Annotated in this window: 19 protein-coding genes; 12 read left to right on the plus strand and 7 right to left on the minus strand. The window is 74.1% G+C overall.

Translation table 11 applies throughout. From position 1 onward, the window contains the following. The first annotated feature begins 44 nt into the window (after positions 1-44). Together CP982_RS06225 and CP982_RS06230 are read left to right on the plus strand one after the other, a co-directional pair. Complete coding sequence (locus CP982_RS06225; RefSeq protein WP_372503506.1) at positions 45-1094, plus strand: sensor histidine kinase; 1050 nt, start codon at positions 45-47, stop codon at positions 1092-1094. A gap of 71 nt (positions 1095-1165) precedes the next feature. Beyond that, the gene (locus tag CP982_RS06230) at positions 1166-2197 is read left to right on the plus strand and encodes a hydroxyacid dehydrogenase (RefSeq protein WP_150509564.1); all 1032 of its coding nucleotides are present in this window, start codon (positions 1166-1168) and stop codon (positions 2195-2197) included. 14 nt (positions 2198-2211) lie between these two features. Here CP982_RS06230 and CP982_RS06235 read toward each other — a convergent pair whose 3' ends face one another. After that, positions 2212-2715, minus strand: coding sequence for a hypothetical protein (locus CP982_RS06235; RefSeq protein ID WP_150509565.1), 504 nt, complete (start codon positions 2713-2715; stop codon positions 2212-2214). A gap of 64 nt (positions 2716-2779) precedes the next feature. Continuing rightward, positions 2780-3433 carry a DJ-1/PfpI family protein gene (locus CP982_RS06240; protein WP_150509566.1) on the minus strand — a complete coding sequence of 218 codons (654 nt, stop codon included), beginning with the start codon at positions 3431-3433 and terminating at the stop codon, positions 2780-2782. Positions 3434-3643: 210 nt separating this feature from the next. On the opposite strand from CP982_RS06240, the gene CP982_RS06245 reads away from it, so the two are divergent. Continuing rightward, complete coding sequence (locus CP982_RS06245; protein WP_150509567.1) at positions 3644-4594, plus strand: GlxA family transcriptional regulator; 951 nt, start codon at positions 3644-3646, stop codon at positions 4592-4594. 45 nt (positions 4595-4639) lie between these two features. On the opposite strand, the gene CP982_RS06250 is transcribed toward CP982_RS06245, so the two are convergent. Further along, a complete protein-coding gene (locus tag CP982_RS06250) occupies positions 4640-5368 on the minus strand; it encodes a class I SAM-dependent methyltransferase (RefSeq protein ID WP_150509568.1) in 729 nt (242 codons plus the stop codon). A 119-nt stretch (positions 5369-5487) separates the two neighbouring features. On the opposite strand from CP982_RS06250, the gene CP982_RS06255 reads away from it, so the two are divergent. The 3 genes from CP982_RS06255 (at position 5488) to CP982_RS06265 (ending at position 9783) form a co-directional block, all read left to right on the plus strand. Beyond that, positions 5488-6348, plus strand: coding sequence for a hypothetical protein (locus CP982_RS06255; protein ID WP_150509569.1), 861 nt, complete (start codon positions 5488-5490; stop codon positions 6346-6348). A 96-nt stretch (positions 6349-6444) separates the two neighbouring features. Beyond that, a complete protein-coding gene (locus CP982_RS06260) occupies positions 6445-7263 on the plus strand; it encodes a slipin family protein (RefSeq protein ID WP_150509570.1) in 819 nt (272 codons plus the stop codon). A 96-nt stretch (positions 7264-7359) separates the two neighbouring features. Then, complete coding sequence (locus tag CP982_RS06265) at positions 7360-9783, plus strand: polysaccharide lyase 8 family protein (protein ID WP_150509571.1); 2424 nt, start codon at positions 7360-7362, stop codon at positions 9781-9783. Positions 9784-9795: 12 nt separating this feature from the next. On the opposite strand, the gene CP982_RS06270 is transcribed toward CP982_RS06265, so the two are convergent. The 4 genes from CP982_RS06270 to CP982_RS06285 form a co-directional block, all read right to left on the minus strand. After that, on the minus strand, positions 9796-12351 hold the full coding sequence (locus CP982_RS06270) for a sensor histidine kinase (RefSeq protein WP_150509572.1): 2556 nt from the start codon (positions 12349-12351) through the stop codon (positions 9796-9798). Positions 12352-12394: 43 nt separating this feature from the next. Next, on the minus strand, positions 12395-14938 hold the full coding sequence (locus CP982_RS06275; RefSeq protein WP_150509573.1) for an ATP-binding protein: 2544 nt from the start codon (positions 14936-14938) through the stop codon (positions 12395-12397). A gap of 10 nt (positions 14939-14948) precedes the next feature. Beyond that, entirely contained in the window at positions 14949-15038 is a 90-nt protein-coding gene (kdpF, locus tag CP982_RS06280; protein ID WP_037825521.1) for a K(+)-transporting ATPase subunit F, read from the minus strand. A gap of 168 nt (positions 15039-15206) precedes the next feature. Then, the gene (locus tag CP982_RS06285) at positions 15207-16103 is read right to left on the minus strand and encodes an NAD(P)-dependent oxidoreductase (protein ID WP_150509574.1); all 897 of its coding nucleotides are present in this window, start codon (positions 16101-16103) and stop codon (positions 15207-15209) included. A 176-nt stretch (positions 16104-16279) separates the two neighbouring features. On the opposite strand from CP982_RS06285, the gene CP982_RS06290 reads away from it, so the two are divergent. The 6 genes from CP982_RS06290 (at position 16280) to CP982_RS06315 (ending at position 25508) form a co-directional block, all read left to right on the plus strand. Then, positions 16280-19585 carry an AfsR/SARP family transcriptional regulator gene (locus CP982_RS06290; protein WP_150509575.1) on the plus strand — a complete coding sequence of 1102 codons (3306 nt, stop codon included), beginning with the start codon at positions 16280-16282 and terminating at the stop codon, positions 19583-19585. A 453-nt stretch (positions 19586-20038) separates the two neighbouring features. Beyond that, the gene (locus CP982_RS06295; protein WP_150509576.1) at positions 20039-20485 is read left to right on the plus strand and encodes a subtilase-type protease inhibitor; all 447 of its coding nucleotides are present in this window, start codon (positions 20039-20041) and stop codon (positions 20483-20485) included. A 224-nt stretch (positions 20486-20709) separates the two neighbouring features. Then, the gene (locus tag CP982_RS06300) at positions 20710-21174 is read left to right on the plus strand and encodes a nitroreductase family deazaflavin-dependent oxidoreductase (protein WP_150509577.1); all 465 of its coding nucleotides are present in this window, start codon (positions 20710-20712) and stop codon (positions 21172-21174) included. Beyond that, entirely contained in the window at positions 21171-21713 is a 543-nt protein-coding gene (locus CP982_RS06305; RefSeq protein ID WP_229879565.1) for a GNAT family N-acetyltransferase, read from the plus strand. The genes CP982_RS06300 and CP982_RS06305 overlap by 4 nt, the downstream gene beginning before the upstream one ends. 111 nt (positions 21714-21824) lie before the next feature. Beyond that, positions 21825-23228 carry a dihydrolipoyl dehydrogenase gene (gene lpdA / locus CP982_RS06310; RefSeq protein ID WP_150509578.1) on the plus strand — a complete coding sequence of 468 codons (1404 nt, stop codon included), beginning with the start codon at positions 21825-21827 and terminating at the stop codon, positions 23226-23228. 138 nt (positions 23229-23366) lie between these two features. After that, the gene (locus tag CP982_RS06315) at positions 23367-25508 is read left to right on the plus strand and encodes an MMPL family transporter (RefSeq protein ID WP_150509579.1); all 2142 of its coding nucleotides are present in this window, start codon (positions 23367-23369) and stop codon (positions 25506-25508) included. Positions 25509-25543 lie beyond the last annotated feature (35 nt).

Consider the following 25543-nt stretch of genomic DNA (forward strand, 5'->3'; position numbering starts at 1 on the left):
TGCCCCCGTACGTCGTCGACCTGGTCATCCTCGGCTGCGCGGTGATCGACCTCGGCTTCACCACCGACTTCTACCACGAGACCCCGGGCACCCTGACCGCGGCGGCGGTGGCCTGCGCCGCGCTCCTGTTCCGGCGGCGGTTCCCGCTCGCCGTCGTCCTGCTCACGCTGCCGGCCAGCGTGGTGGTCGAGCTCACGGTGCCGCCGTTCGCCGCCCTGTTCACGCTGGCCGACCGGACCCGGGACCGCAGGCTCCTCGCGGTGTGCGCGATCCTGTCGGCCGCCGCCTCCGCCTTCCCGTGGCCGCCGGGCTCGCTCACCTCCGACGACCAGACCTGGACCCTGATCTACTTCGTCTACACGCTGACGACCGCGGCCGCCCCCGTGCTGCTCGGCCAGCTCACCCAGGCACGCCGGGACCTCTCCCGCCGTCTGGCCGAGATCGAGGAGGCGCGCGAGCACGAGCGGGCGCTGCACGCGCAGGCCGTGCTCGCCCAGGAGCGCGCGCAGCTGGCCCGCGAGATGCACGACGTCGTCTCGCACCAGGTGTCGCTGATCGCGGTGCGGGCGGGCGCCTGGCAGGTCGCCGCCAAGGACACCGACTCGCGCGACGCGGCCCGCACGATCCGTGCCCTGAGCGTCAACACCCTCGACGAGCTGCGGCACATGGTCACACTGCTGCGCGCGTCCGGCGGCCGGGCCACCGAGCTGACGCCGCAGCCCACCCTCGCCGACCTCCGGGCCCTGGTCGGCTCCAGCGGCATCGAGGCGGAGCTGACCGGTGCGCTGCCGCCGGACATCGCGACGCCCGCGCAGCGCACCCTGTACCGCACCGTGCAGGAGGCGCTCACCAACGTGCGCAAGCACGCGCCGGGCGCCCGCGCCGACGTCCACCTGTGGGACGACGGCGAGGAGTTCGGCGTCACCGTCACCAACAGCCCGCCCACGCGTCCGTCGCTGCCCCTGCCCGGCTCCCAGCAGGGCCTCATCGGCCTGCGCGAACGCGCGGAACTGCTGCACGGCACCTTCCACGCGGGCCCCACAGCCGACGGCGGCTACCGGATCAGGCTCGGCGTCCCGCACGCGGGTGGCTGACTCCGGCGCGCCCCGGGCTGTCCGGCCGCCTCCTGTGCCCCGCACGCCGCGCCCCGTATACCTGAAGCACCATGACGAAACCGCAGCCCCGCCCCGCCTCCCGGCCCGTCGTCGCGCTCGCCATGGCGCGCGACGCCGCCGCTGCCGTGCTCGACGACCAGGCGCTCGCCGCGCTCGACTCCGTCTGCGAACTGGTGCATCCGCCGCTGCTCGACGACTTCGGCACGGCGGCGGCGCGGGCCGTCCTCGGCCGGGTCGAGGTGCTCGTCACCGGATGGGGCTGCCCGCCGCTCGACGCGGCCGCGCTCGCCGCCGCGCCGGGCCTGCGGGCCGTCGTGCACACGGCGGGCTCCATCCGGGGGCACGTCACGGACGCCTGCTGGGAGCGCGGCGTCGAGGTGTCGTCGGCGGCCGCCGCCAACGCCCTTCCGGTGGCCGAGTACACGGTCGCGATGATCCTGCTCGCGGGCAAGCGGGTCCTGGAGCGCGCCCGCGCGTTCACCGCGGCGCGCCGCCCCGACGACCCGCTGCGCGTCCCGCGCACGCTCGGCAACCACGACCGCACCGTGGGCATCCTGTCCGCCTCGCACGTCGGCAGGCGCGTCGTCGAACTGCTGCGGCCGTACGACCTGCGGGTCCTGCTGCACGACCCGTACGTCGACGCGGCGGAGGCGGCCGCCCTGGGAGCGCGCGGCGTGGGCCTGCGGGAGCTGTTCGCCCGGAGCGACGTGGTGAGCGTGCACACCCCGCTGCTGCCCGGGACGCGCGGGCTCGTCGGCCGGGACCTCATCGCCGCCCTGCGTCAGGACGCGGTGCTCATCAACACCGCGCGCGGCGCCGTCGTCGACCAGGAGGCGCTCACCGAGGCCGTGACGGCGGGGCGGATCCGGGCCGTGCTCGACGTCACCGACCCCGAAGTGCTGCCGCCCGGGCACCCGCTGTGGGACTGCGAGAACGTGCTGCTCACCCCGCACCTCGCCGGGTCGCAGGGCAACGAGTGGCGGCGCCTGACCGACCTCGCCGTGAGCGAGGTGGCCCGCTGGGCGGCGGGGGACGGCTTCGCCCACGCGGTGTCCGCCCGGCAGGCCCGGCTCCTCGCCTGAGGCGCGGGGGCGCGTCAGGCTCCGGTCGTGGAGCCCGGCCGGACGATCATCAGGATGGTGACGGTCGCCCAGAGGACGTTGAAGACGCCGGTGACCATGGCGAGCCGGGCACCGGCCCGCGCGTCGAGCCGTACGGCGACGGCGCCCCCGGCCTCCTGTGCCGTGTCGCTCTCGGGCCCGGCCACCGCCGCCAGGGCCGTCTCCTGCCGGGGAAGGACGAGCAGCAGCAGGATCAGGGCGGCCAGGAAGGTCAGGCCGATCGACGTGATCAGCCACGGGCTGCCCAGGACGTCCATGCTGCTCGCGGTGGCGAAGCCGAAGGCCACCACGGCGATGCCGAGGCCGCCGTAGACGCGGCTGATGCGGTGCAGCGTCCGGAGCGTGGTGACGGGCCGGGGGTCGTCGGGCGCGGCCTGGGCCTCGCGCAGGACCTTGGGGAACATGCTGGCGGCGACGGTGACCGGGCCCACGGCGACGATCGCGGCGAGCACATGGAGGGTGAGGAAGAGTTTCGACATCAGGTGCTCTCGGGAGGCCTTGGCGAAGGCGGCGGGAAGGCGGCGGGAAGGGGGGTCTGGCTGCTCAGATCGCGACGGGCTCGCCGCCGGTGTCGCTCCAGACGACACCGCGGCGCTCGTACGCGAAGAGCTCTTCGACGGCGTGGGCGACGCGCGGCCCGAAGCCGCGCTCCAGCAGGTACAGGCCGAGGTCGAGGCCCGAGGTGACGCCTCCGCCCGTGACCAGGTCACCGTCGTCCACGACGCGGGCCGCCACGGTCCGCACGCCGAGCCCGGCCATGCCGTCCAGGGCGGCGTGGTGTCCGGTGGCGGGGCGGCCCTGGATGAGCCCGGCCATGGCCAGGAGCAAGGAGCCGCCGCACACGCTGGCCACGGTCACTCCGGGGCGCGCCAGGGCCTCGCCGAGGAGCCGGGGCAGTTCGGTGCGCAGCGTGCGCCCGAGCCGTGCGGGGATGCTGTCGTCGTCGGGGCCGCGCTGCTCGGTCGCCCCGGCCGCGCCCGGGAGCAGCACCAGGTCCGCGCGGGCCGGATCGAGCTTCGCCGCGGCCGTCAGGCTGATCCCCTCCAGGCCGCTGGGGACCTCGCGGGGCCCTTCCGCCGAGACCAGTTCCACGGTGAGCGCGCCGCCGGTGGCGTGGCCGCCCGCGTACAGGACCTCCAGGGGGCCCAGGACGTCCAGCGGGTCGAAGCCGTCGAAGAGTACTGCCTGCACGCGCATTTCGGGGTTCCGTTCCGTGGTGAGGGGCTCGGGCACCGCCGAGGCTAGCCAGGGCGCGCCGGGCCCCGACAGTGGCTGGAATGACAGCTTTCAACGGAATATCGCCAAGGGCCGACCGGGGCGGAGCAGCGAGGTCGTGGTCCGGTGTGCGGCTGCGGGCGCTCGGCGTCCGGGCTTGGCGCGATGCCGGTGGTGTCGTACGTTGCCGCCATGCATACGGTCGCGGTCCTCGCCCTGGACGACGTCATCCCCTCCGACCTGGCGATGCCCATCGACGCCTTCGCCCGCACCCGGCTGCCCGGCGAGCGGTCGGGCTACCGGGTGCGGGTGTGCGCGGCCGAGGAGGAGGTCGACGCGGGCGGCGCCTTCGCGCTGCGCGCCCCCTACGACCTGGGCGCGTTCGCCGACGCCGACACGGTGATCGTGCCGGGTGTGCACGACCCCTCGGCGCCGGTGCGCGAGGACGTCCTCGACGCGCTGCGCGAAGCGGCCGAGGCGGGCACGCGGATCGCCTCGGTCTGCGTCGGCACGTTCGTGCTCGCGCAGGCCGGGCTGCTCAAGGGGCTGCGGGCCACGACGCACTGGTACGCGGCGGACCAACTCGCCGCGGCCTACCCGGACATCGACGTCGACCCGGACGTCCTGTACGTGGACAACGGCCAGATCCTCACCTCCGCGGGCGCGGCCGCCGGGATGGACCTGTGCCTGCACATGATCCGCCGCGACTACGGCTCCGCGGTCGCCGCCGACGCCGCGCGCGCGTCCGTGATGCCGCTGGAACGCGAGGGCGGCCAGGCCCAGTTCATCGTCAACCAGCCCCCGGCGAACCCCTGCGGCCAGGCCCTCGAACCGCTGCTCGCCTGGCTCGACGAGAACGCGGCGCGCGAACTGACCCTCGACGACATCGCCGCGCACGCGGGCCTGAGCAGCCGCACCCTGCTGCGCCGCTTCCGCGAGCAGACTGGCACGACGCCGCTGCAGTGGCTGCACCGGGCGCGGGTGCGCCGGGCCCAGCACCTCCTGGAGACCACCGCCCACCCGGTGGAGCGCATCGCCGCGCAGGTCGGCTTCGGCTCGCCGACGGCGTTCCGGGACCGCTTCAAGCGGGTCGCGGGGGTCAGCCCCCAGGCCTACCGGCGGGCGTTCGGGGCGCGGGTCTGACGCTGCGCCGTCGGGACCGCGCCGAACTCCTCGGGGGGCCGGGGGTCACCCCTTGCTCGCCACCACAAGGCGCCAGTTTGGGCTGCCGTCGTCCCTGCGCCCGAAGCCCTCCAGCGGAAGCAGCCGGACCGCGAACCCGGCACGCTCCAGGTCGGCCCGCACCCCGGCCAGCGGAAACGTGCGGTAGTACATGACGAAGGAGGGCCGCCACAGCGCGTTGCGCACCCGCATCGCCGAGTCGAAGCCGAGCATGGCCCAGTACCATGGTGACGTGAGTGGCTGCGGTGCGCCGAGGGGAAAGGCGAACAGGCCGCCGGGGCGCAGCGCCCGGTGCACCTGGGCGAAGAGCCCGGGCCGCTCGGACGGCACGAAGTGGCCGAAGGCCCCGAAACTGACCGCCACGTCGAAGGCGTCGGCGAACGGCAGCGCGCGGGCGTCGGCCCGCACCCAGTCCACCGCCGGGCCCGGCTCCGGCGCGATGACGGCCGTCCGCGCCTCGGTCAGCATCCCGGCGCTGAAGTCGACGCCGGTGACTGACTCCCGGCACAGCGGCAGCAGGGCCTCCACGCCCGCCCCGGTGCCGCAGCACACGTCGAGACCCGTTGTGAACGGGCCAAGTGGACGCAAGGCCTCGGCGGTCGCGTCCAGGATGCGGTCGGGCGTGCGGAACGGCGTGCGGTCGAACTTGGGAGCCAGCAGGTCGTAGCCGTGCTCGGTGGAGGACAGCGCCTGCACGGCCAGTTCGCGGAACGAGGGTCCCTGGGAGGTGAACACCGGCACAGCCTAATGAGTCGACCTGGCCGGGAACCGCCGCGCGGTCTACCGGGCCCGGAATCGCGTCGGGTAGAGCTTCGACTGCCGCACACCCGAACTCACGTCCCGGAGGTATCCCCATGTGCGCACGCAGGACGCCCGACGGCAACGGCCCGGCGATGACCGAGATGGCGGGCAAGACCCGGTTCGACGACATCTACGACCGCCCCGACCCGAGGGCGTATTTCCGCCGCCTCGCCCCCTTCGCCTACGAGATCCCGCAGCACGCCCAGGGCGTCTTCCGCCGGACGCTCGCCGAGCGGGAGCTCGGCGGCCCGCCCGGCGCCGACGGCGAGCCCGTCACGGTCCTCGACCTGTGCTGCTCGTACGGCATCAACGCGGCGCTGCTCAACCACGACCTGACGCTCGCCGACCTGTACGCGCACTACACCGACGAGGCGGCGGACCGGCTCACGCCGGGCGAACTCCTCGACCGCGACAAGGAGTTCTACGCCGCGCGGCGCCGCCCGGACGCGGTGCGGATCATCGGCGTCGACACGGCGGCCCAGGCCACGGCCTACGCCCTGGCCGTCGGTCTGCTCGACGAGGCGTACGCGGAGAACCTGGAGCGGGTGCCGCCCAGTCACGGCCTCGCCCGCGCCATGGGCCGCGTCGGTCTGATCACCGTCACCGGCGGCATCGGCTACGTCTCGCACCGCACCTTCGACGCCCTCCTGGAACACGTCCGGATCCCCCTGTGGGTCAGCGCGTTCGTGCTGCGCACGGTCCCCTACGACCGCATCGCCGAGAGCCTCGCCGCGCACGGCCTCGCCACCACGACGGACCCGCACCACCTCTATCCGCAGCGCCTGTTCACCGACCCCGCCGAGCAGCGCGACGCCGTCGACCGCGTCGCCGCCGCGGGCGCCGACCCCACGGGCTTCGAAGCGGCGGGCCGCTACTACACCCGCCTGTACGAGTCCCGGCCCGCGGCGGCCTAGGACCCTTCGCCCGGCACCGCGAGCAGCCCCTGGCCTCAGCCCCATATCCGGGCGTATCGTGACATCACGGACGACTCGGAGTGACAGGGGGTCGTCATGCTGGAGGAACTCCTCGCGGCGGGCGTGGCCACGGTGTCCGCGTCCCTGCTGTACGCGGCGTCGGCGGCGCGCGTCGTCAAGCAGTACGAGCGCGGTGTCGTGTTCCGCCTGGGACGGCTGCACGGCGAGCCGCGGCCGCCGGGCTTCACGATGGTCATGCCGGTCGTGGACCGGATGCGCAAGGTCAACATGCAGATCGTGACGATGCCGGTGCCCGCGCAGGAGGGCATCACCCGGGACAACGTCACGGTGCGCGTCGACGCCGTCGTCTACTTCAAGGTCGTGGACGCGGCCAACGCGATCGTCCAGGTCGAGGACTACCGGTTCGCGGTCTCGCAGATGGCGCAGACCTCGCTGCGCTCCATCATCGGCAAGAGCGACCTGGACGACCTGCTCTCCAACCGCGAGAAGCTCAACCAGGGCCTGGAGCTGATGATCGACAGCCCCGCCATCGGCTGGGGCGTCCAGATCGACCGCGTCGAGATCAAGGACGTCTCCCTGCCCGAGACCATGAAGCGCTCCATGGCCCGCCAGGCCGAGGCCGACCGCGAACGCCGCGCCCGCGTCATCAACGCCGACGCCGAACTCCAGGCCTCCAAGAAGCTCGCCGAAGCCGCCAAACAGATGTCCGAACAGCCCGCCGCCCTCCAACTCCGCCTGCTCCAGACCGTCGTGGCCGTCGCAGCCGAGAAGAACTCCACCCTCGTGCTGCCCTTCCCCGTCGAGCTGCTCCGGTTCCTGGAGCGGGCGGCGCCGCAGCAGGCCCCGGCACCACGGAGTCGAGAAGTCGAGAACGGAGGCGTCGCGGGGTCTTGAGGGGCCTGCCGCCGCATGCTAGAAAGCGCTTGCCAGTCCAGGCCGCGCCGCACGCAGTTGCCCTCTCGCTCCCCCGCCCCCTTCCGGGAGTCCCGCATGCCCTCATGGCCCCGCCGCGCCTTCCTGCTGACCACCGGCACCGCCCTCGTGCTCGGCGCGCCCGGCGGGCCCACCGCCCGGGCCGCGGCCCCGGACGCGTACGCCGAGCTGCGCGCCGCCTGGCGGGCGCTCGTCCTCGGCGAGGGGTTCAAGCCCACCGACGAGCCCTTCAAGAGCCGGCTCGCCGGACTCGGTGCCGCGGCCCGGCGGTGGCGGGCCGCGATGGCCCCGGCGAGCGGCTCCCTCTGGTCCGACCTGCCGTACGCCGACCCCGAACCGGACACCGACCAGGAGTCGTTCGCCTACTCCGCGAACGTCGTGGCCAGTTACACCCGCCTCGCCACGCTGGCGCAGGCCTCCTGCCAGCCGGGCACCGGCCTCACCGGGGACGCCGGGCTCCGGGCCGACGTCCTCAAGGGGCTCGACCATCTGTACGCGCAGGTCTACAACGAGCGCCGGACGCGCTTCGGCAACTGGTGGAGCTGGCAGATCGGCGCCCCGCAGGCGCTGCTGGACAGCTGCGTGCTGCTGTACGACGCGCTGTCGGCGGAGCAGGTGGCGCGGTTCTGCGCGGCCGTCGACCACTTCGTGCCCGACTCGGCGGTCGCGCACTACACCGGTACCAGCACCGGCGCCAACCGCGTGGACCTGTGCCGGGTGCTCGCGCTGCGCGGGGTCGTGGGCGCAGAGCCGGCGAAGCTCGCCCTTGCCCGGGACGCCCTGTCGCCGGTCTTCCCGTATGTGACGAGCGGCGACGGCCTGTACCGCGACGGCTCGTTCATCCAGCACACCGCCGTGCCCTACACCGGCTCCTACGGGTCGGTGCTGCTCGGCGGGCTCGGCCTGCTCTTCGCCCTGCTCGACGGCTCGCCCTGGGCGGTGACGGACCCCGGCCGGCAGATCGTGTTCGACGCCGTCGAGCACGCGTGGGCGCCGTTCCTCCACAACGGCCTGGTGATGGACTGCGTCGCGGGCCGCGCGCTCAGCCGGGGCGTTTCCGCGTCCGACGCGCGGGGGGTGCAGGCCGACGACCATCTGCGCGGCCATCCGATCCTGGCGTCGGTGCTGCTGCTCGGCCAGGGCGCGTCCGCCGCCGAACGGGCGCGCTGGCGCGGCCTGGTGAAGGGCTGGATGCGCCGCGACTACTACAGCCCGCCGCTCGCCGACCCGCTCCTCGGCCTCGCCGCCCTGGCCCGCCTCAAGGACGTCGAGGACGACGCCGCGGTCGTGCCGGTGCCCGAGCCGACCGGCCACCGGCTCTTCCCCGACATGGCACGGGCCACGCACCGGCGCCCGGGCTGGGCCGCGTCGATCAGCATGGCCGACTCCCGCATCACGTACTACGAGACCGGCAACGGCGAGAACCTGCGTGGCTGGCACACCGGCTCGGGGCTGCTCGCCTGGTGGGGCGACACCTACGCGAACGGCCAGTACAGCGACGCCTACTGGCCCACCGTCGACCCCTGCCGGCTGCCCGGCACCACCGCGTCGCGCAAGGTCCTCGCGGACGGGGCGGGCGGGGACTGGGGCGCGGTGCGGCCCGCCGTGCGCTGGGTGGGCGGCGCGACGGACGGGCGGCGGGCCGCCGTGGGGCAGCATCTGAAGGGGCTGTGGAGCACCCTGTCGGCGCGGAAGTCGTGGTTCTGCCTGGACGACACGATCGTGTGCCTGGGCGCGGGCATCGGCTGCGCGGACGGCACGGCGGTGGAGTCGACGGTCGAGAACCGCAATCTGGGGACGGCGGGCCGCGCCCCCTTCCAGGCCGACGGCGTCACCAAGCCCGTCGCCACGCCGTGGTCGCAGACGCTGACCGGCGCCCGGTGGGCGCACATCGGCGGGCACGGCGGCTACGTCTTCCCCGGCGGCGCCACCGTGAATGCGCTGCGCGAACAGCGCACCGGCAAGTGGAGCGACATCAACCGGGGCGGGTCCGCGGCGCCCCTCACCCGCACCTACCTCACGCTGTACGTCGACCACGGCATCGACCCCACGGACGGGACGTACGCGTATCTGCTGCTGCCCGGCGCGAGCGCGGCGCGCACCGCCGAGCGGGCCGCGGCCACGGGCTGGCTGCGGATCCTCGCCAACTCGGGGGCGGCGCAGGGCGTCGGCGTGCCCTCGCTCGGCTGCACGGCCGTGAACTTCTGGACGGGCGGCGCGGCCGGGCCGCTCGACGCGAGTGCCGCGTGCTCCGTCCTGGTCACCGAGCGGTCCGACGGCACGGCGACGGTGTGCGTCAGCGACCCGACCCGGGCCGCTGGCGGCGGCCTCACAGTGACCTGGCACCGGCCGGTCGCCGAGGTCACGGGCAGGCCCGCCACCGTGACATCGGCCGCGACCGGCGACCGGCTGCGGCTCGCCTTCGGCGACCTCGCGGACGCGCGGGGCGCCACGCAGAAGGTCACGGTGCGCCTCGGCTGACCGGCCGCCGCGCTACGAGGTGGCCGCCGCCGGGAGGTCCGACCGGCTCGGCGAGCGCCCGGGGGCAAGGCACAGGACCAGGACCATGGTGAGCCCGCCGCCCGGGGTGTCCTCGGCGGTGAGGGTGCCGCCGAGGGCCTCGGTGAAGCCGCGCGCGACGGCGAGGCCGAGGCCCACTCCGGCGCCGCGCGGGGCGTCGCCGTAGCGCTGGAACGGCTCGAAGATGCGCTCCTTGGCGTCGTCGGGGACGCCGGGGCCACGGTCCACGACGCGCAGCTGTACCTGGTCGGCCGTGGTGCTGGCGGCGACGAGGACGCGCTCGCCCTCGGGGCTGTACTTCAGGGCGTTCTCGATGACGTTGGCGACGGCGCGCTCCAGGAGGCCCTTGTCCGCGGCCACCATCGGCAGGTCCTCGGGGATGTCGAGGACGACGTTCTCGGCGGGCGCGGCCATGCCCTCCAGGGCGAGCGGGACCACCTCGTCGAGGTCGATCTCGCGGACCATCGGCTGGACGGTGTCGGTCTGGAGCCGGGACATGTCCAGGAGGTTGCCGACGAGGTGGTCGAGCCGGTCGGCGCCCGCCTCGATCGCCTCCAGGAGTTCGGCCCGGTCTTCCTCGGACCACTCGATGTCGTCGGAGCGCAGGCTGGACACCGACGCCTTGATCCCGGCGAGCGGGGTGCGCAGGTCGTGGCTGACGGCGGCGAGCAGCGCGGTGCGGATGCGGTTGCCCTCGGCGAGGGTGCGGGCCTGGTCCGCCTCGGACTGCAGGCGCTGGCGGTCCAGGACGACGGCGGCCTGCGCGGCGAACGCGGCGAGCACGCGGCGGTCCTCGGCGGGCAGCACGCGGCCGGTGAGCGCGAGCGACATGGTGTCGCCCACCGGCATGTCCACGTCGGCGTCCTCGGGGCGGCGGGCGCAGGGACGGGTGCCGACGCTGCCCGCGCAGGTCCAGGGCGCCGTGTCGCCCGCGCGCTCCAGGAGGGCCACGGCCTCCATGGCGAAGGTCTCCCGGACGGTCTCCAGGAGCGATTCCAGGCTGTTCTCGCCGCGCAGCACGCTGCCCGCGAGGTGGGAGAGGATCTCCGACTCGGCGCGCAGGCGTGCGGCCTGGTGGGTGCGCCGGGCGGCCAGGTCGACCACGGACGCCACGGACACCGCGACCCCTATGAAGATCACAAGGGCGACGATGTTCCGGGGGTTGGAGATCAGTACGTGGTGGACGGGTGGCGTGAAGTAGTAGTTGAGCAGGAGCGAGCCGAACGCCGCGGAGGCGAGGGCCGGGAGCATGCCGCCGAGCAGGGCCGCCGCGACCGTGAGGGTCAGGAACAGCAGCATGTCGTTGGCGAGGCCGAGGCCCGGCGCGACGCCGCGAAGGAGCACGGCGAGCAGCACGGGGCCGACCATGCCGATGAGCCAGCCCCAGATGAGGCGGTTGCGGCTGAGCCGGGCGGTGCGCGGGGTCCGGGACAGGCCGGTGCCGGTGCCGACCTCGTCATGGGTGACGAGGTGGACGTCGAGGTCCGGCCCGGACTCCCGGGCCACCATCGCGCTGACGCCGGGCCCGAAGGCGTACTGCCAGGCCTTGCGGCGCGAGACGCCGAGGACGATCTGGGTGGCGTTGACGCCGCGGGCGAACTCCAGGATGCCCGCGGTGATGTCCTCGCCTATGACCTGGTGGAAGGAGCCGCCGAGGTCCTCGACCAGGGTGCGCTGGACGGCCAGCTCCTTGGGCGAGGCCGCGGTCAGGCCGTCGCTGCGGGCGATGTAGACGGCGAGGACCTCGCCGCCCGCGCCCTTCTCGGCGAGCCGGGCGGCACGCCGCAGCAGGGTGCGGCCTTCGGGTCCGCCGGTGAGTCCGACCACGATGCGCTCGCGGGCCTGCCAGGTCGAGCGGATGTTGTGCTCGCCCCGGTACTGCTGCAGGTACTCATCGACCCGGTCGGCCACCCACAGCAGCGCCAGCTCCCGCAGCGCCGTCAGATTGCCCGGCCGGAAGTAGTTCGACAGGGCCGCGTCGACCTTGTCGGCCTTGTAGATGTTGCCGTGCGCCATCCGGCGCCGCAGCGCCTGTGGCGACATGTCGACCAGCTCGATCTGGTCCGCGCGCCGCACCACCTCGTCCGGCACCGTCTCCCGCTGCCGCACCCCGGTGATCGACTCCACCACGTCACCCAGCGACTCCAGATGCTGGATGTTGACCGTCGATATGACGTCGATGCCCGCCGCGAGGAGCTCCTCGACGTCCTGCCAGCGCTTGGTGTTGCGCGAACCCGGCACGTTGGTGTGCGGGAGTTCGTCGACGAGCGCCACCGCCGGGGCCCGCTCCAGGACGGCGTCCACGTCCATCTCGGTGAACGTCGCGCCCCGGTACTCCAGCTCCTTGCGCTCGATCTGCTCCAGACCGTGCAGCATCACTTCCGTACGCGGCCTGTCGTGGTGCTCGACGAACGCCACGACGCAGTCCGTGCCGCGCTCGATACGACGGTGTGCCTCGGACAGCATCGCGTACGTCTTGCCGACGCCCGGTGCCGCCCCCAGATAGATCCGAAGCTTGCCGCGTGCCATGTATCTCGTCTCTGCGCTCGGGTGCGATGGATGCGCCCATCACTCAAAGGCGCTCAGAATGCCAGACGCTCGCCCCGCGCGCACCGTTGACCTCGGCGAAGTGCGCGGCGAAGGGCAGCGAGAGGACCATGGTGAGGCCGCCGCCGGGGGTGTCCTCCGGCGTGAGGGTGCCGTCCATCGCCTCGGCGAGGCCCCGCGACAGGGCGAGGCCGAGGCCGAGCCCCGTGGTGTTGTCGGTGTCGCCGAGGCGCTGGAACGGCTCGAAGACGCGGTCGCGGTCGGCGGCCGGGAGGCCGGGGCCCCGGTCGACGACGCGCACCTCGACGCGGCCCGCCAGGGCGCTCGCGGTGACCAGGACCCGGCCGCCGGGCGGGGTGTGCCGCGCGGCGTTGTTGACGAGGTTGGCGAGCACGCGCTCCAGGAGCGGCGGGTCGGCGAGGACCGCCGGGATCTCCTCCAGGCCGCCGGTGTCCACGGGGCAGGCGGGCGGCAGCGAGTCGAGGGCGGGGCCGAGGACCTCTTCGAGTGCGGTGGCACGCAGCTGAAGCGTGAGCGCGCCCGCCTGGAGACGGCTCATGTCGAGCAGGTTGTCGACGAGTCGGCCAAGACGGGTCAGGGACTCCTCCGCGGTGGCGAGCAGCTCCTGCCGGTCCTGCTCGCAGAAGTCCAGGTCGGGGCTGCGCAGCGAGCCGATCGCGGCGAGGGCCGCGGCCAGCGGGGTGCGCAGGTCGTGGCCGACGGCCCGCAGCAGGGCCGTGCGCATCCGGTCGGCCGCCTTGACCGGCTCCACCTCGGCGGCGGCCTCGGCGAGCCGGGCCCGCTCCACGGCGGCGCCGACGTGCGCGGCGAACGCGGCGAGCACGCGCCGGTCGGCGGACGGCAGGGTGCGCCCGCGCAGCACCAGATAGGTGTCGTCGCCCGCGGGCACGGCGGTCACCAGGGGGTCGGTGGTGTCGGGCGGCTGCTCGACGAGTTCGGCGGCCGTCACGCCGAAGGCCTCGCGGGCCCGTTCGAGGAGCGCGGGGACGGGGCGGCCGCCGCGCACGATGGTGCCCGCGAGCGCGGACATCGTCTCGGCCTCGGCGGTGGCGCGCGCGGAGCGCCGGGACTGGCGCAGCGAGCGGTCGACGACGGCGGCGACGGTGGCCGCGACGATCACGAACACCGCGAGCGCCAGCATGCTGTTGGGGTCGCCGAGCGTGAAGTGCCCGACGGGCGGCATGAACCAGTAGTTGAGCAGCAGCGACGCGGTCACGGACGCGACCACCGCGGAGGCCACGCCGCCGATGCAGGCCACGCCCACCACGGCGAGCAGGAAGAGCAGCGCCTCACTGGTGAGGTTCAGGTGCCCGCGGGCGACGTCCAGGTCGAGCAGGAAGGTGAGGGCGAGGGGCAGGAGCAGCCCCGCCACGGGACCCGCGACGCGGCGGGGGCCCGAGAGGGTGCGTCTGCGGGAGGGCAGGAGCGTGCCGTGTCCGGCGCGTTCGTGCGTGACGGTGTGGACGTCGATGGCCCCGGAGGCCGCCACGACGGTCTCGCCGGTGCCGCGCCCGGTGAGGAACCGCTCGAAGCGGCCGCGGCGGCTGGAGCCGAGGACGAGCTGGGTGGCGTTCTCGGCGCGCGCGAACTCCACGAGGGCGCTCGCCACGTCGTCGCCGACCACGGAGTGGTAGCTGCCGCCGAGGTCCTCCACCAGGCGCCGCTGCCGGGTCAGGGCGGCGTGCGAGGTCCCGGCGGCGAGGCCGTCGCTGCGCGTGATGTGCACGGCGAGCAGTTCGCCGCCCACCGAGCGGTCGGCGATGCGGGCGGCGCGGCGGACCAGGGTGTCGCCCTCGGGCCCGCCGGTGAGGCCGACGACGACGCGCTCGCGGGTCTCCCACACGCCGCCGATGCCGTGCTCGGAGCGGTAGGCCTGGAGGGCCTCGTCGACGCGGTCGGCCAGCCACAGCAGGGCTAGCTGGCGCAGGGCCGTGAGGTTGCCGGGGCGGAAGTAGTTCGCGAGGGCCGCGTCGACGTGCTCGGGGGCGTGGATGTTGCCGTGCGCCATGCGGCGGCGCAGCGACTCGGGGGCGATGTCGACCAGTTCGATCTGGTGGGCGCGGCGCACCACCTCGTCGGGGACGGTCTCGGCCTGCGGCACCTTGGTGATCTCCTCGACGACGTCGTTGAGGGACTCCATGTGCTGGATGTTGACCGTGGTCACGACGTCGATCCCGGCGGTGAGCAGCCGGTCGACGTCCTGCCAGCGCTTGGGGTTGCGGCCCTCGCCCGGCACGTTGGTGTGGGCGAGGTCGTCGACGAGCACGACCCGGGGGCGGCGGGCGAGCAGCGCGTCCAGGTCCAGCTCGGTGAACTCCTCGCCCCGGTAGGAGCAGCGGGCGCGGTCGACGGCTCGCACGCCGCCGGCCCGCGCCTGCGCCAGGGCGGCTTCGGTGTGCGGCCGCCCGTGGCACTCCACGAGGCCGACGACGACGTCCGCGCCGCGTGCGGCCCTGCGGCGGCCTTCGTCGAGCATGCGGCAGGTCTTGCCGACCCCCGGTGCCGCGCCGAGGTAGATCTTCAGCTGTCCGGGTCGTACGTCCGTCATCGCGCCGGTGTCAGAACCTCTCGGGGTAGAGCCGCGCGAGGACGAGGTACCCGACGAGGGCGGCGGCGATCAGAAGTCCCACCACATTCTCGGCGCTCATGTCCCTCAACTCCCTGGCGTCCTGGGTGACTTCTCCCACCGAAGCGGGTGCCGGGCGCCGTGGACACGGCCCTTGACGCATCCTTGGCAGCGCTCACCAGGACGTTGACACGGCCTTGACGTGCGATCCCGCGGCTGCGGCACCGCACGTCCGGCGCACCGGCCGGGCCTAGCGCAGGGACTCGATCGCGCGGGCCATGCTCTCGCTGCCGTGGCCCTCGGCCAGCTGCCGCTGGAAGAGCTCGTGCAGCGGCTGGAGCAGGTCGACGCCGACGCCCTGGTCCCTGGTCGCGGTGAGGATGTTGGCGAGCCCGACGGCGTTGATGTCGATGTTCGACGTCTGGGTGCGGTAGTCGCGCGCGTCGATCTCGGCGGCGAAGGCGGGCAGCGCGCCGAGGGCCTCCTTCAGCCAGCGGACCAGGAGTTCGGTGACCGGCGCCGCCTCGATCCCGGCCGAGCGGCCGACGGCGACGGTCTGGAAGAAGCCGGCGAACATCCCGTACATGCCGCTGAGCAGGGCCACGTCGTGCACCGGCGCGAGCCCGGCGTCGGCGCCGACGAACACCGGCGAGCCGAGCGGCTCGAGGAGCGCCCGGTACGCGGCGAAGGCGTCGGCGTCGCCGCTGTACAGGACGAAGGCCTCCGGCGTTCCGATGGTCTGCGGGATCGCGTACACCGCGCCGTCGACGTAGGCAGCGCCCCGCCCGGTGACCCAGGTGCCCAGCTCGCGGGCGGGGTCCGGGGTGCCCGATGTCAGGTTGACGACGACGCGGCCCGCCAGGGCGTCGCCGACGGGGGTGAGCAGGTCACGGACCGTCGTGTAGTCGAGGACGCAGACGACGACCAGTTCGCCGGCCTCGACGGCGGCGGTCGGCGTGGGCGCGAGGGCGGCGCCCAGCGCGACCAGTTCGTCCGCCTTGCGCTGCGAGCGGTTCCAGACGGTGACCTTGTGGCCCTGGTCGAGGAAGGCGCGGGCGAGGGCCTGCCCGAGGTTGCCGAGGCCGATGACGGTGACCGTGGTGGGCGCGGGGGCGGCCGCGGGGGTGGCGGGAGTTGCGCTGCTCATGGTGTCGCTCCGTGGTGAGGGGCCGGGCTCTTGGCCGCCGCGGCCTGTGGTCATCACCCTGCTGGCGGGCGCTTTCGGTCGGCTGTCGGTTCGCTGCCGCCGTGCTGCCGCCGCACTGCCGTCGTGCTGTCACGGGGGTGATCGCGCCGCTCACCTGGCGGGATATCGTCGTCGGCATGCGATTCGGGGTGCTCGGTCCGCTGATGGTGCGGACGACGGACGGCGCGGCCGTCACCGTGCCGGGCGCCAAGGTCCGTGCGCTGCTCGCCCAGTTGCTGGTGCACCCCGGGCGGCCGGTCTCCGCCGAGCGGCTGATCGACGGGCTGTGGGGCGGGGCGCTGCCGGACCACCCGGCCAACGCCCTCCAGGGCAAGGTGTCCCAGCTGCGCCGAGCCCTGGAGAAGGCCGAGCCGGGCGGCCGTGACCTGGTCGCGTCGGGGCCCGCCGGGTACGCGCTGCGCGTCGCGCCGGACGACGTGGACGCGACCCGCTTCACGGCCCTCGTCGAGCGGGCGCGCGGCGCCGACGGGCCGCGCGAGCGGGTGCGGCTCCTCACGGACGCCCTGGACCTGTGGCGCGGCGACGCGTTCGCGGACTTCGCCGGGGAGGCGTTCGCGCGGGGCGCGGTCGACCGGCTCGACGAGGCCCGGCTCACCGCACGGGAGGAGCAGGCCGAGGCGCGCCTCGACCTCGGCGAGCACGGGCCGCTGGCCGCGGACCTCGCCGGTCTGGTCGTCCGCCATCCCGCGCGGGAGCGGCTGCGGGCGGCGCAGCTGCGGGCGCTGTACCGGTCGGGCCGCCAGACGGAGGCCCTCGCCGCGTACGAGGACCTGCGGCGCCGCCTCGCCGATGACCTCGGGCTCGTGCCGGGCCCGGACCTGGCCGCGCTGCACGGGGCGATCCTGCGCCAGGACCCGGCGCTCGACGGGCCGCCCCCGGCGCCCCGAGGGGCGTCTCCCGCGCCCGCCGACCGGGACCCGCTCCCCCGCCCGCCGACCGGGGCCTCCGGCGCCCGCACCAACCTGCCCGCCCCGGTCTCCGGCCTCGTCGGCCGGGACGACGCCGTGCCCGGTGTGCGTCGACTCCTCGGCGCCACCCGGCTGGTGACGCTCACCGGGCCGGGCGGCGTGGGCAAGACGCGGCTCGCGGTGGCGGCGGCGCGCGGGCTCGTGCCCGACTTCCCCGACGGGGTGTGGCTCGTCGAGCTGGCGGGGATCGACGCGGGCGGCGACCGGGCGGCGGAAGCCGTCGCGGAGGCCGTGACGCGGGCCCTCGGCCTCCACGAGGAACCCGGCGCGGGCCCGCCCCGGGATGCCGTGGCCCGGCTGACGGACGCGCTGCGCGCCCGGCGCCTGCTCCTCGTGCTCGACAACTGCGAGCACGTGGTGGACGCCGTGGCCGCGGTCGCCGCCGGCCTGCTGCGCGACGCGGCGGACCTCACCGTCCTCGCCACCAGCCAGGAGCCGCTCGACGTGAGCGGCGAGCGGGTGTTCCCCGTGCCGCCGCTCGAACTGGGCGGCGCCATGGAGCTGTTCGTCCGGCGGGCCGGGCTCGGCCCCGGCGCGGCGGCCCTCGGCGCGGACGACACGGAGGCCGTCGCGGAGCTGTGCGTACGGCTCGACGGGCTGCCGCTGGCCCTCGAACTCGCCGCCGCCCGGGTCCGCACGCTTGGCGTGCACGGCCTGCTGGCCCGTATCGACGACCGGTTCGCGCTGCTCGGCCGCGGCTTCCGCGGCGCCCCGGCCCGGCAGCGCACCCTCCGCGCGGTGATCGACTGGAGCTGGTCGCTGCTCAGCGAGCCCGAGCGCACGGTGCTTCGCCGGCTCGCCGTGCACGACGGCTGCGGCCTCGCCGGGGCGGAGGCGGTCGGCGCGGGCGGCGGGGTGCGCGCCCCGGACGTCCTCGACCTGCTCGCACGGCTCGTGGACCGCTCCCTTGTGGTGGCGTCCGACCGGCCGGACGGGCCGCGCTACTGCGTCCTCGAATCCGTACGGGCGTACGGCGCCGAGCGGCTGCGCGACGCGGGCGAGTTCGAGGAGGTGCGCGAGCGGCACAGCGTCCACTACGCCGCCCTCGCCGAGCGCGGCGGCGCGGCGCTGCGCGGCCCGGAGCAGCGGCGGTGGCTGGAACGGCTCGACGAGGAGAGCGGCAATCTGCGCCGCGCCCTGGACACGGCGGTCGCGCGCGGGGCCGTGGAGCGGGCGCTGCGGATGGTGAACTCCCTCGCCTGGTACTGGGTGCTGCGGGGCCGCGCGGCCGAGGCGCGCCGCTCCCTCGACGCGGCCCTGGCGCTCGCGCCCGTGGCCGCCGGGCTCGCGCCGGGGACGGCCGCGGCTCGGGCGCTCGCCCTCGCCTGGCGCACCGGCATCGCCCTGCGCGAGGGCGACGAGGGGTTCGCCGACGCCTGCGCCGGGACCGCCTCGGCGCCCGGGGCGCACCGGGACGTCGACCCGCCGCTCGCCGCCGCCCTGGCCGCGTACCAGCACGTCGACGACCCGTCGGGGCGCGCCACCGCGCTGTGGGTCCTCGGCGCGGCGCAGCTCGGCGCGGGCGCCGTGCGCACCGGGGAGCGCCTGGTGAACGAGGCGCTCGACGCCTTCGACGCGCTCGGCGACCGCTGGGGCACCGCCGCCGCGCTCAGCGTGCGGGCCCGGCACGCGATGGCGCACGGCGACCTGGCCGCGGTGCGGCGCGACAGCGAGCGCAGCGCGCTTCTGTTCCGCGAACTCGGCGACGCCGTGGGGCAGTTGCAGACGGTGTTCCCGCTGGCCGCGCTCAGCGAGATCGCGGGTGACTACGCCGAGGCGGCGCGGCTGCACGACGAGGGTCTCGCCGTCGCGGAGCGGCTCGGCCTGTGGGCGGAGGCCTCCAAGCGCCTGTCCGGGCGTGGCCGGATCGCGCTGCTCACCGGTGATCTGGCGGGGGCCCGCGCCGCGCACGAGCGGGCCCTGGGCCTCGCGCGCGACCACGGCTTCCGCTCCGGCGAGATCGACGCCCTGATCGGCCTCGGGCTCGGCGCGCGCAGGGAGGGTGACCTGGACGGCGCCGAGCGGCACATGCGCGAGCTCCTCGCGTGGTTCCGCAGGGCCGACTACGGCCCGGGCGTGACGCTCGCGCTCGCCGAGCTCGGCTTCGCGGCGGAGCTGCGCGGCGACGCGGCGGCGGCCCGGGCCCTGCACGCGGACGGATTCGCGGCGGCACTGCCCCTGGGCGACCCGAGGGCGCTCGCCCTCGCCCTGGAGGGCCTCGCGGGCGCCGAGGCGGCCGCGGGGGCGCACGGCACGGCGGCGACGCTGCTCGGCGCGGCGGCGGCCGCCCGCGCGTCCGTGGGCACGCCGCTGCCGGACGCCGAGCGCGGGGACGTGGACCGCGCGGAGGCCGCGGCCCGCGCCCGCCTCGGCGCGGAGTCGTACACAACCGCTTTCAAGCAAGGGCAGCGCTTGAGCCCGGTGGAAGCGCGCGGCCTCGTGGCCCCCGCTTAGGCCTCTCACCTGGGCCGACACCTCTCATCACCCCTGCTTCAGCGTCCGCCTCAGGTGTCCCGGGAGCTCCATTGGCCCCGGCGATTACCGGCTCGCGCCCTCCCGGTCAAGCACCGGTTTCCGGTCGAAGCCCACGCCGCGGAAAACGACCAACCGCTCATTTTCCCAGGTCAGAGGGTTGTTTTGGGTTATACCACCAGTGTCAAAACGGCGCGCCGCACGGTCCGCGGACGCACTCCCGCATACGTTGAGCTGCCCGAACGACCATGCGTGCCTCGCTCAGCGGACGCACGCATCCGGAAATCGACCATCAGTTTGCTGCTTACTCAGCGCACTTGCCAGACTCCCCAACGCAATCGCCGCTACGGCACGCAACCCGTCCGTAACGCGCAGCAGTATCGGTACGCAACACCCATTCTCGTACCACTCACCCGCAGTTGAAGGAGCATCAAAGTGCGTCACCTCAAGACCGTGAGCGCGGCCGCGGCCGTGGCCGCCGGAGTCCTGACCGTCTCGGCGGTCGCGACGGGCGCGGCCCAGGCCGCCCCGCCGAAGCCGATGGGCCTGTACGCGCCCTCGGACCTCGTGCTCACCGTCGGCCAGGGCGAAGACGCCGCCTCGGCCACGGTGCAGCGCGCGGTCACCCTGACGTGCGCGCCCAAGGCCTCGGGCACCCACCCGGCACCGCGTGCCGCCTGCGCGGAGGCCGGCGCCGTGAACGCGCGGTTCGACGCGCTCGTGGACAAGGAGCCCAAGACCTTGTGCACCAAGGAGTGGAACCCGGTCGTCGTCTCCGTGAGCGGTGTCTGGCAGGGCAAGCACGTCGCCTGGACGACCACGTTCGGCAACCCCTGCACGAAGGACGCGGCGCTCGCCGAGGGGGCGCTCCTGAACTTCTGACGGCCCGCCCGTCCCCCTTGACCCCTCGGCCACCTTTCGTGGGGGGAGGCAGCCGAGGTACGCGGCCCCCGATGTCCCGAGCATCGGGGGCCGCACAATGCCGTCTTGCGGCGGCCGGCGGCGCCGGGGACGCGGGCGCACGGGAAGAGTTCGCGGGTCCGGCCGGTTGGCACCAACCGGACCGGCACGCGGCCGGCCCGTACGCCCTTGTCTGAGGAGCCCGCATGAGCACAGCGGACGACCGCACACTGGACGGCGAGTACGTCCCCAACGCCTGGGACTGGGTGGCGGAACACGTCGCCCGCTACGAGTCCAGCGGCGGCCTGGACGGCACCATGCTGCACGGCTTCCCCACCGTCGTCCTCACCACCAGGGGCGCCCGGTCCGGGAAGATCCGCAAGACCCCGGTGATCCGGGTGAGCGACGGCGAGCGCTACGCCGCCGTCGGCTCCGTCGGCGGCGCGCCCAAGCACCCCGCCTGGTACCACAACGTGCTCGCCCACCCCCGCGTACGACTCCAGGACGGCCCCGTGGTCAAGGAGTACGAGGCGCGCGTCGCCGAGGGCGAGGAGCGCGCCGCGTGGTGGGCGCGGGCGGTGGAGACCTTCCCCCAGTACGCCGAGTACCAGCGGCAGACCGAGCGGGTGCTGCCCGTGGTGGTCCTCGAGGTCGTGGCAGCGGACGCGTGACCCGCCCCGCCGCCCGCCCGGTCGTCCCCGAGCCGCTCGACACCGACCGGCTCGTCCTCGAACCCCTGCGCCTCGCGCACGCCGAGGAGATGGCCGCCGTCCTCGCCGACCCGGCCCTGCACGCGTTCATAGGGGGCGCCCCGGACGACCTCGACGCGCTGCGGGCCCGGTACGCGCGCATGCTCGCCGGGTCCCCCGAGCCCGGCGTCTCCTGGTGCAACTGGGTCGTCCGGGTCCGGGCCGACGACCGCCTCGCGGGCACCGTGCAGGCGACCGTCACGCCGGGACCCGGGCCCGGTGAGCTGACCGCCGATGTGGCGTGGGTGGTGGGCACGCCGTGGCAGGGCCGCGGCATCGCGGCGGAGGCGGCGCGGGCCCTCACCGGCTGGCTGCTCGGGCACCCGGAGGTGATGTCGGTGAGCGCGCACATCCACCCCGAGCACGCCGCGTCCGCCGGCGTGGCCCGCGCCGCCGGGCTCGCCCCCACCGCCGAACGACAGGCCGGCGAGGTCAAGTGGCGGCTCGTACGAGAACCTTGAGGGGTGAGGACGCCGACCCGCCCCCCGCCCATGGGCGGGGATGACGGATGATCGTGTCAGCCACACCACAGAGCTGCACACAGCACCGCAAACGCAGAGAGGAACCACCCCATGGATGACCGCTTCGACGTCGTCGTGCTCGGAGCAGGACCCGGCGGTTACGTGGCCGCCATCCGCGCCGCCCAGCTGGGCAAGCGGGTAGCGGTCGTGGAGGAGAAGTACTGGGGCGGCGTCTGCCTCAACGTCGGCTGCATCCCGACGAAGGCCCTCCTGCGCAACGCCGAACTGGCCCATCTGTTCACGCACGAGGCCAAGACGTACGGCATCAAGGTCGACGGCGAGGTGTCCTTCGACTACGGCGAGGCCTTCCGGCGCAGCCGCACGGTCGCGGACGGCCGCGTCAAGGGCGTCCACTTCCTGATGAAGAAGAACAAGATCACGGAGTTCGACGGCCGGGGCACCTTCCTGGACGCGAACACCCTCCAGGTGGCCAAGTCGGACGGCACGACCACCACGATCGGCTTCGACAACTGCGTCATCGCGACCGGCGCCACCCCGAAGCTGCTGCCCGGCACGCGCCGCAGCGACCGCGTGGTGACGTACGAGGAGCAGATCCTCGCCGACGAGCTGCCGCGCTCGATCGTGATCGCGGGCGCGGGCGCCATCGGCATCGAGTTCGCGTACGTCCTGCACAACTACGGCGTGAAGGTCACCATCGTCGAGTTCCTCGACCGCGTGGCCCCGCTAGAGGACGCGGACGTCTCCAAGGAGCTGGCCAAGCAGTACCGCAAGCTCGGCATCGACGTGCTGACGTCGACCCGGGTGGAGTCCATCGACGAGTCCGGCGAGCAGGTCCGCGTCACGGTCACGGGCAAGGACGGCAAGAGCCAGGTCCTGGAGGCCGACAAGGTGCTCCAGGCCATCGGCTTCGCGCCGAACGTCACCGGCTACGGCCTGGAGGCGACCGGCGTGGCGCTCACCGAGCGCGGCGCCATCGACGTCGACGGCCGCTGCCGTACGAACGTGCCGCACATCTACGCCATCGGCGACGTGACCGCCAAGCTGATGCTCGCGCACACCGCCGAGTCCATGGGCGTCGTGGCGGCCGAGACCATCGGGGACGCCGAGACGATGGAGCTCGACTACCCGATGATCCCGCGCGCCACCTACTCGCAGCCGCAGATCGCGAGCTTCGGCTGGACGGAGGCGCAGGCCAAGGAGAAGGGCTTCGACGTCAAGGTCGCCAAGTTCCCGTTCCAGGCGAACGGCAAGGCGCACGGCCTCGGTGACACCGTCGGCTTCGTCAAGATCATCAGTGATGCGAAGTACGGCGAGATCATCGGCGCCCACCTCATCGGCCCGGACGTCACCGAGCTGCTTCCCGAGCTGACCCTGGCCCAGCAGTGGGACCTCACGGTGCACGAGGTGGCCCGCAACGTGCACGCCCACCCGACCCTGGGCGAGGCCGTCAAGGAGGCCGTGCACGGCCTCGCCGGACACATGATCAACTTCTGATCCGGCGCCCGCGCCCTCCCCGTCCCCCGGGGCCGCAGCGGCGGCTCCGGGGGACCGCCCCGAGTGGCGGGCCCGCATGGTCGGACCGATCCTGGGCAGGATGTGATGTGCCTCGGGGGCGAGGAGAGGCAGTGGGTCATGTTCTCTGCGCTGGGCCGGTTCGTGGTCCGCCGCCCCTGGTGGGTCATCCTCGCCTGGGTCGTCGCGGCCGCCGCCGTGATCTCGCTGGCACCGAAGCTCACCTCCAGCACCGACGAGGCGAGCTTCCTGCCCGGGCACTACGAATCCATCCGCGCCTCCGACCTCCAGGAGCGGGACTTCCCGCAGCAGGAGAACATCGGCGCGATCATCGTCTTCCAGCGCTCCGACGGCCGTCAGCTGACCCCCGCCGACTCCGCCGGGGTCACCCGTGTCTCGAAGGACCTCCAGGCGAAGCAGGTCGAGGACGTCCAGGCCGTCACCCCCGGCGAGGTGTCGCCCAACAAGCGCGTGCAGACGGCCGTCGTGGCCATGCCGAAGATCACCAACCCCGAGGACACCAAGCAGCAGGACGCCGTCGAACAGCTCCGCAAGGACCTCAGGGCGGAGCTCAAGGGCACCGGCCTCAGCGCGGGCATCACCGGCTCGGCGGCGCAGGCGCTCGACGAGAGCGACGCGTCCGAGCGCGCGGGTCTGCTCGTCGGCGTCGGCACGATCGTCATCATCATCGTGCTGCTGCTCGTGATCTTCCGCAGCCCCATCATCGCGCTGCTTCCCGTCGTCCTGATCGGTCTGATCTCCCCGATGGCGACGGGCCTGATCGCCTGGGCCAACAAAGCCTTCGACATGAAGGCCGACTCCTCCATCCAGGAGCTGCTCACCGTCGTCCTGTTCGGCGTCGGCACGGACTACATCCTGTTCCTGCTCTTCCGCTACCGCGAAGCGCTGCGCGCGGGCGAGGACCCCAAGGGCGGCATGGTGCACGCCGTGGAGCGGGTCGGCGAGGCCATCACCTCGGCGGCGGGCGCCGTCATCGTCGCCTTCGCCGCGCTCACGCTCTCCTCGCTCGGCATGCTGCGCTCGATGGGGCCCGCGCTCGCGATCGCCGTGTTCCTGACCCTGCTCGCGGGGCTCACCCTGGTCCCGGCCGTGGTGTCGCTGCTCGGCACGAAGGTGTTCTGGCCCTCGAAGTCCTGGCAGCGGGAGCCGCAGGGCACGGGCTTCGCCAGGCTCGGCGCCTCCATCGCCCGCAGGCCCGCCGTGTGGGCGGTCGTATCGGCCCTGTTCATGGGCGTCCTGGCGCTCGGCGCGCTCGGCTACAAGGCGAACTTCGACCTCGCCGGGTCCTCGCTGCCCAAGGACAAGGAGTCCATCGTCTGGCAGGACAACTTGGAGAAGGGCTTCCCCGCGGGAACCACCGACCCGACGTTCGTGTATCTGACGTCCACCGGCGACCGGCCGCTGGCGGCGGGTCAACCAGCCGCGTTCCGCAAGCAGTTGGCGTCCGTCGACGGGGTGGGCTCGGTGGCCGCGCCGCGGGTCAGCAAGGACGGCACGACCGCGTCGTACTCGGTGGTGCTCGCCGATCCGCCCGCCTCCGAGAAGGCCCTGGCCACCATCAAGGACCAGCTGCGGCCCGCGGCCCACGACGACGCGCCGGACGGCACCGAGGCGCTGGTCGGCGGCACGACGGCGGTGTACGTCGACATCAACAAGGCCGTGGACCGCGACTATTCGGTCGTCTTCCCGGTCGCCGCGATCGCCATCATGGTGATCCTCGGCCTGCTGCTGCGCAGCCTGGTCGCGCCGTGGTACCTGATGCTGTCGGTGGCCCTCGGCTTCGGCGCGACGCTCGGCGCGACGTCGCTCATCTTCCAGCAGATCGGCAGCCAGCCCGGCCTGATGTTCATGCTGCCCGTGATCATGTACTTGTTCGTGGTCGCGCTCGGCACGGACTACAACATCCTGATGGTCTCGCGCCTTCGCGAGGAGGCCCGCGAGGGCCGCGACCCGCACGACGCGGCGGGCACCGCGGTCCGGCACTCGGGCCCGACCATCGGCTCGGCGGGCGTGATCCTCGCGGGGACGTTCGCCACGCTGATGCTCGCGGGCAACTCGACGCTCTCCCAGATGGGTTTCTCCCTGTCCTTCGGCATCGCGATCGCCGCGTTCGTCATGGCGATGCTCTTCACCCCCGCCCTCACGGCCCTCATCGGGCACGCGGCGTGGTGGCCGGGGCACGGGGACCGGGCTTCCGACGCGGGTGAACGGGGCCGCGCACGGGAGGAGTCGCACCGCTGAGCGGCGGCTGCGCACGGGCCACGACGCGCATGCCC

It is taken from the genome of Streptomyces spectabilis (assembly GCF_008704795.1).
In the GTDB taxonomy this organism is placed as follows: Bacteria; Actinomycetota; Actinomycetes; order Streptomycetales; family Streptomycetaceae; genus Streptomyces; species Streptomyces spectabilis.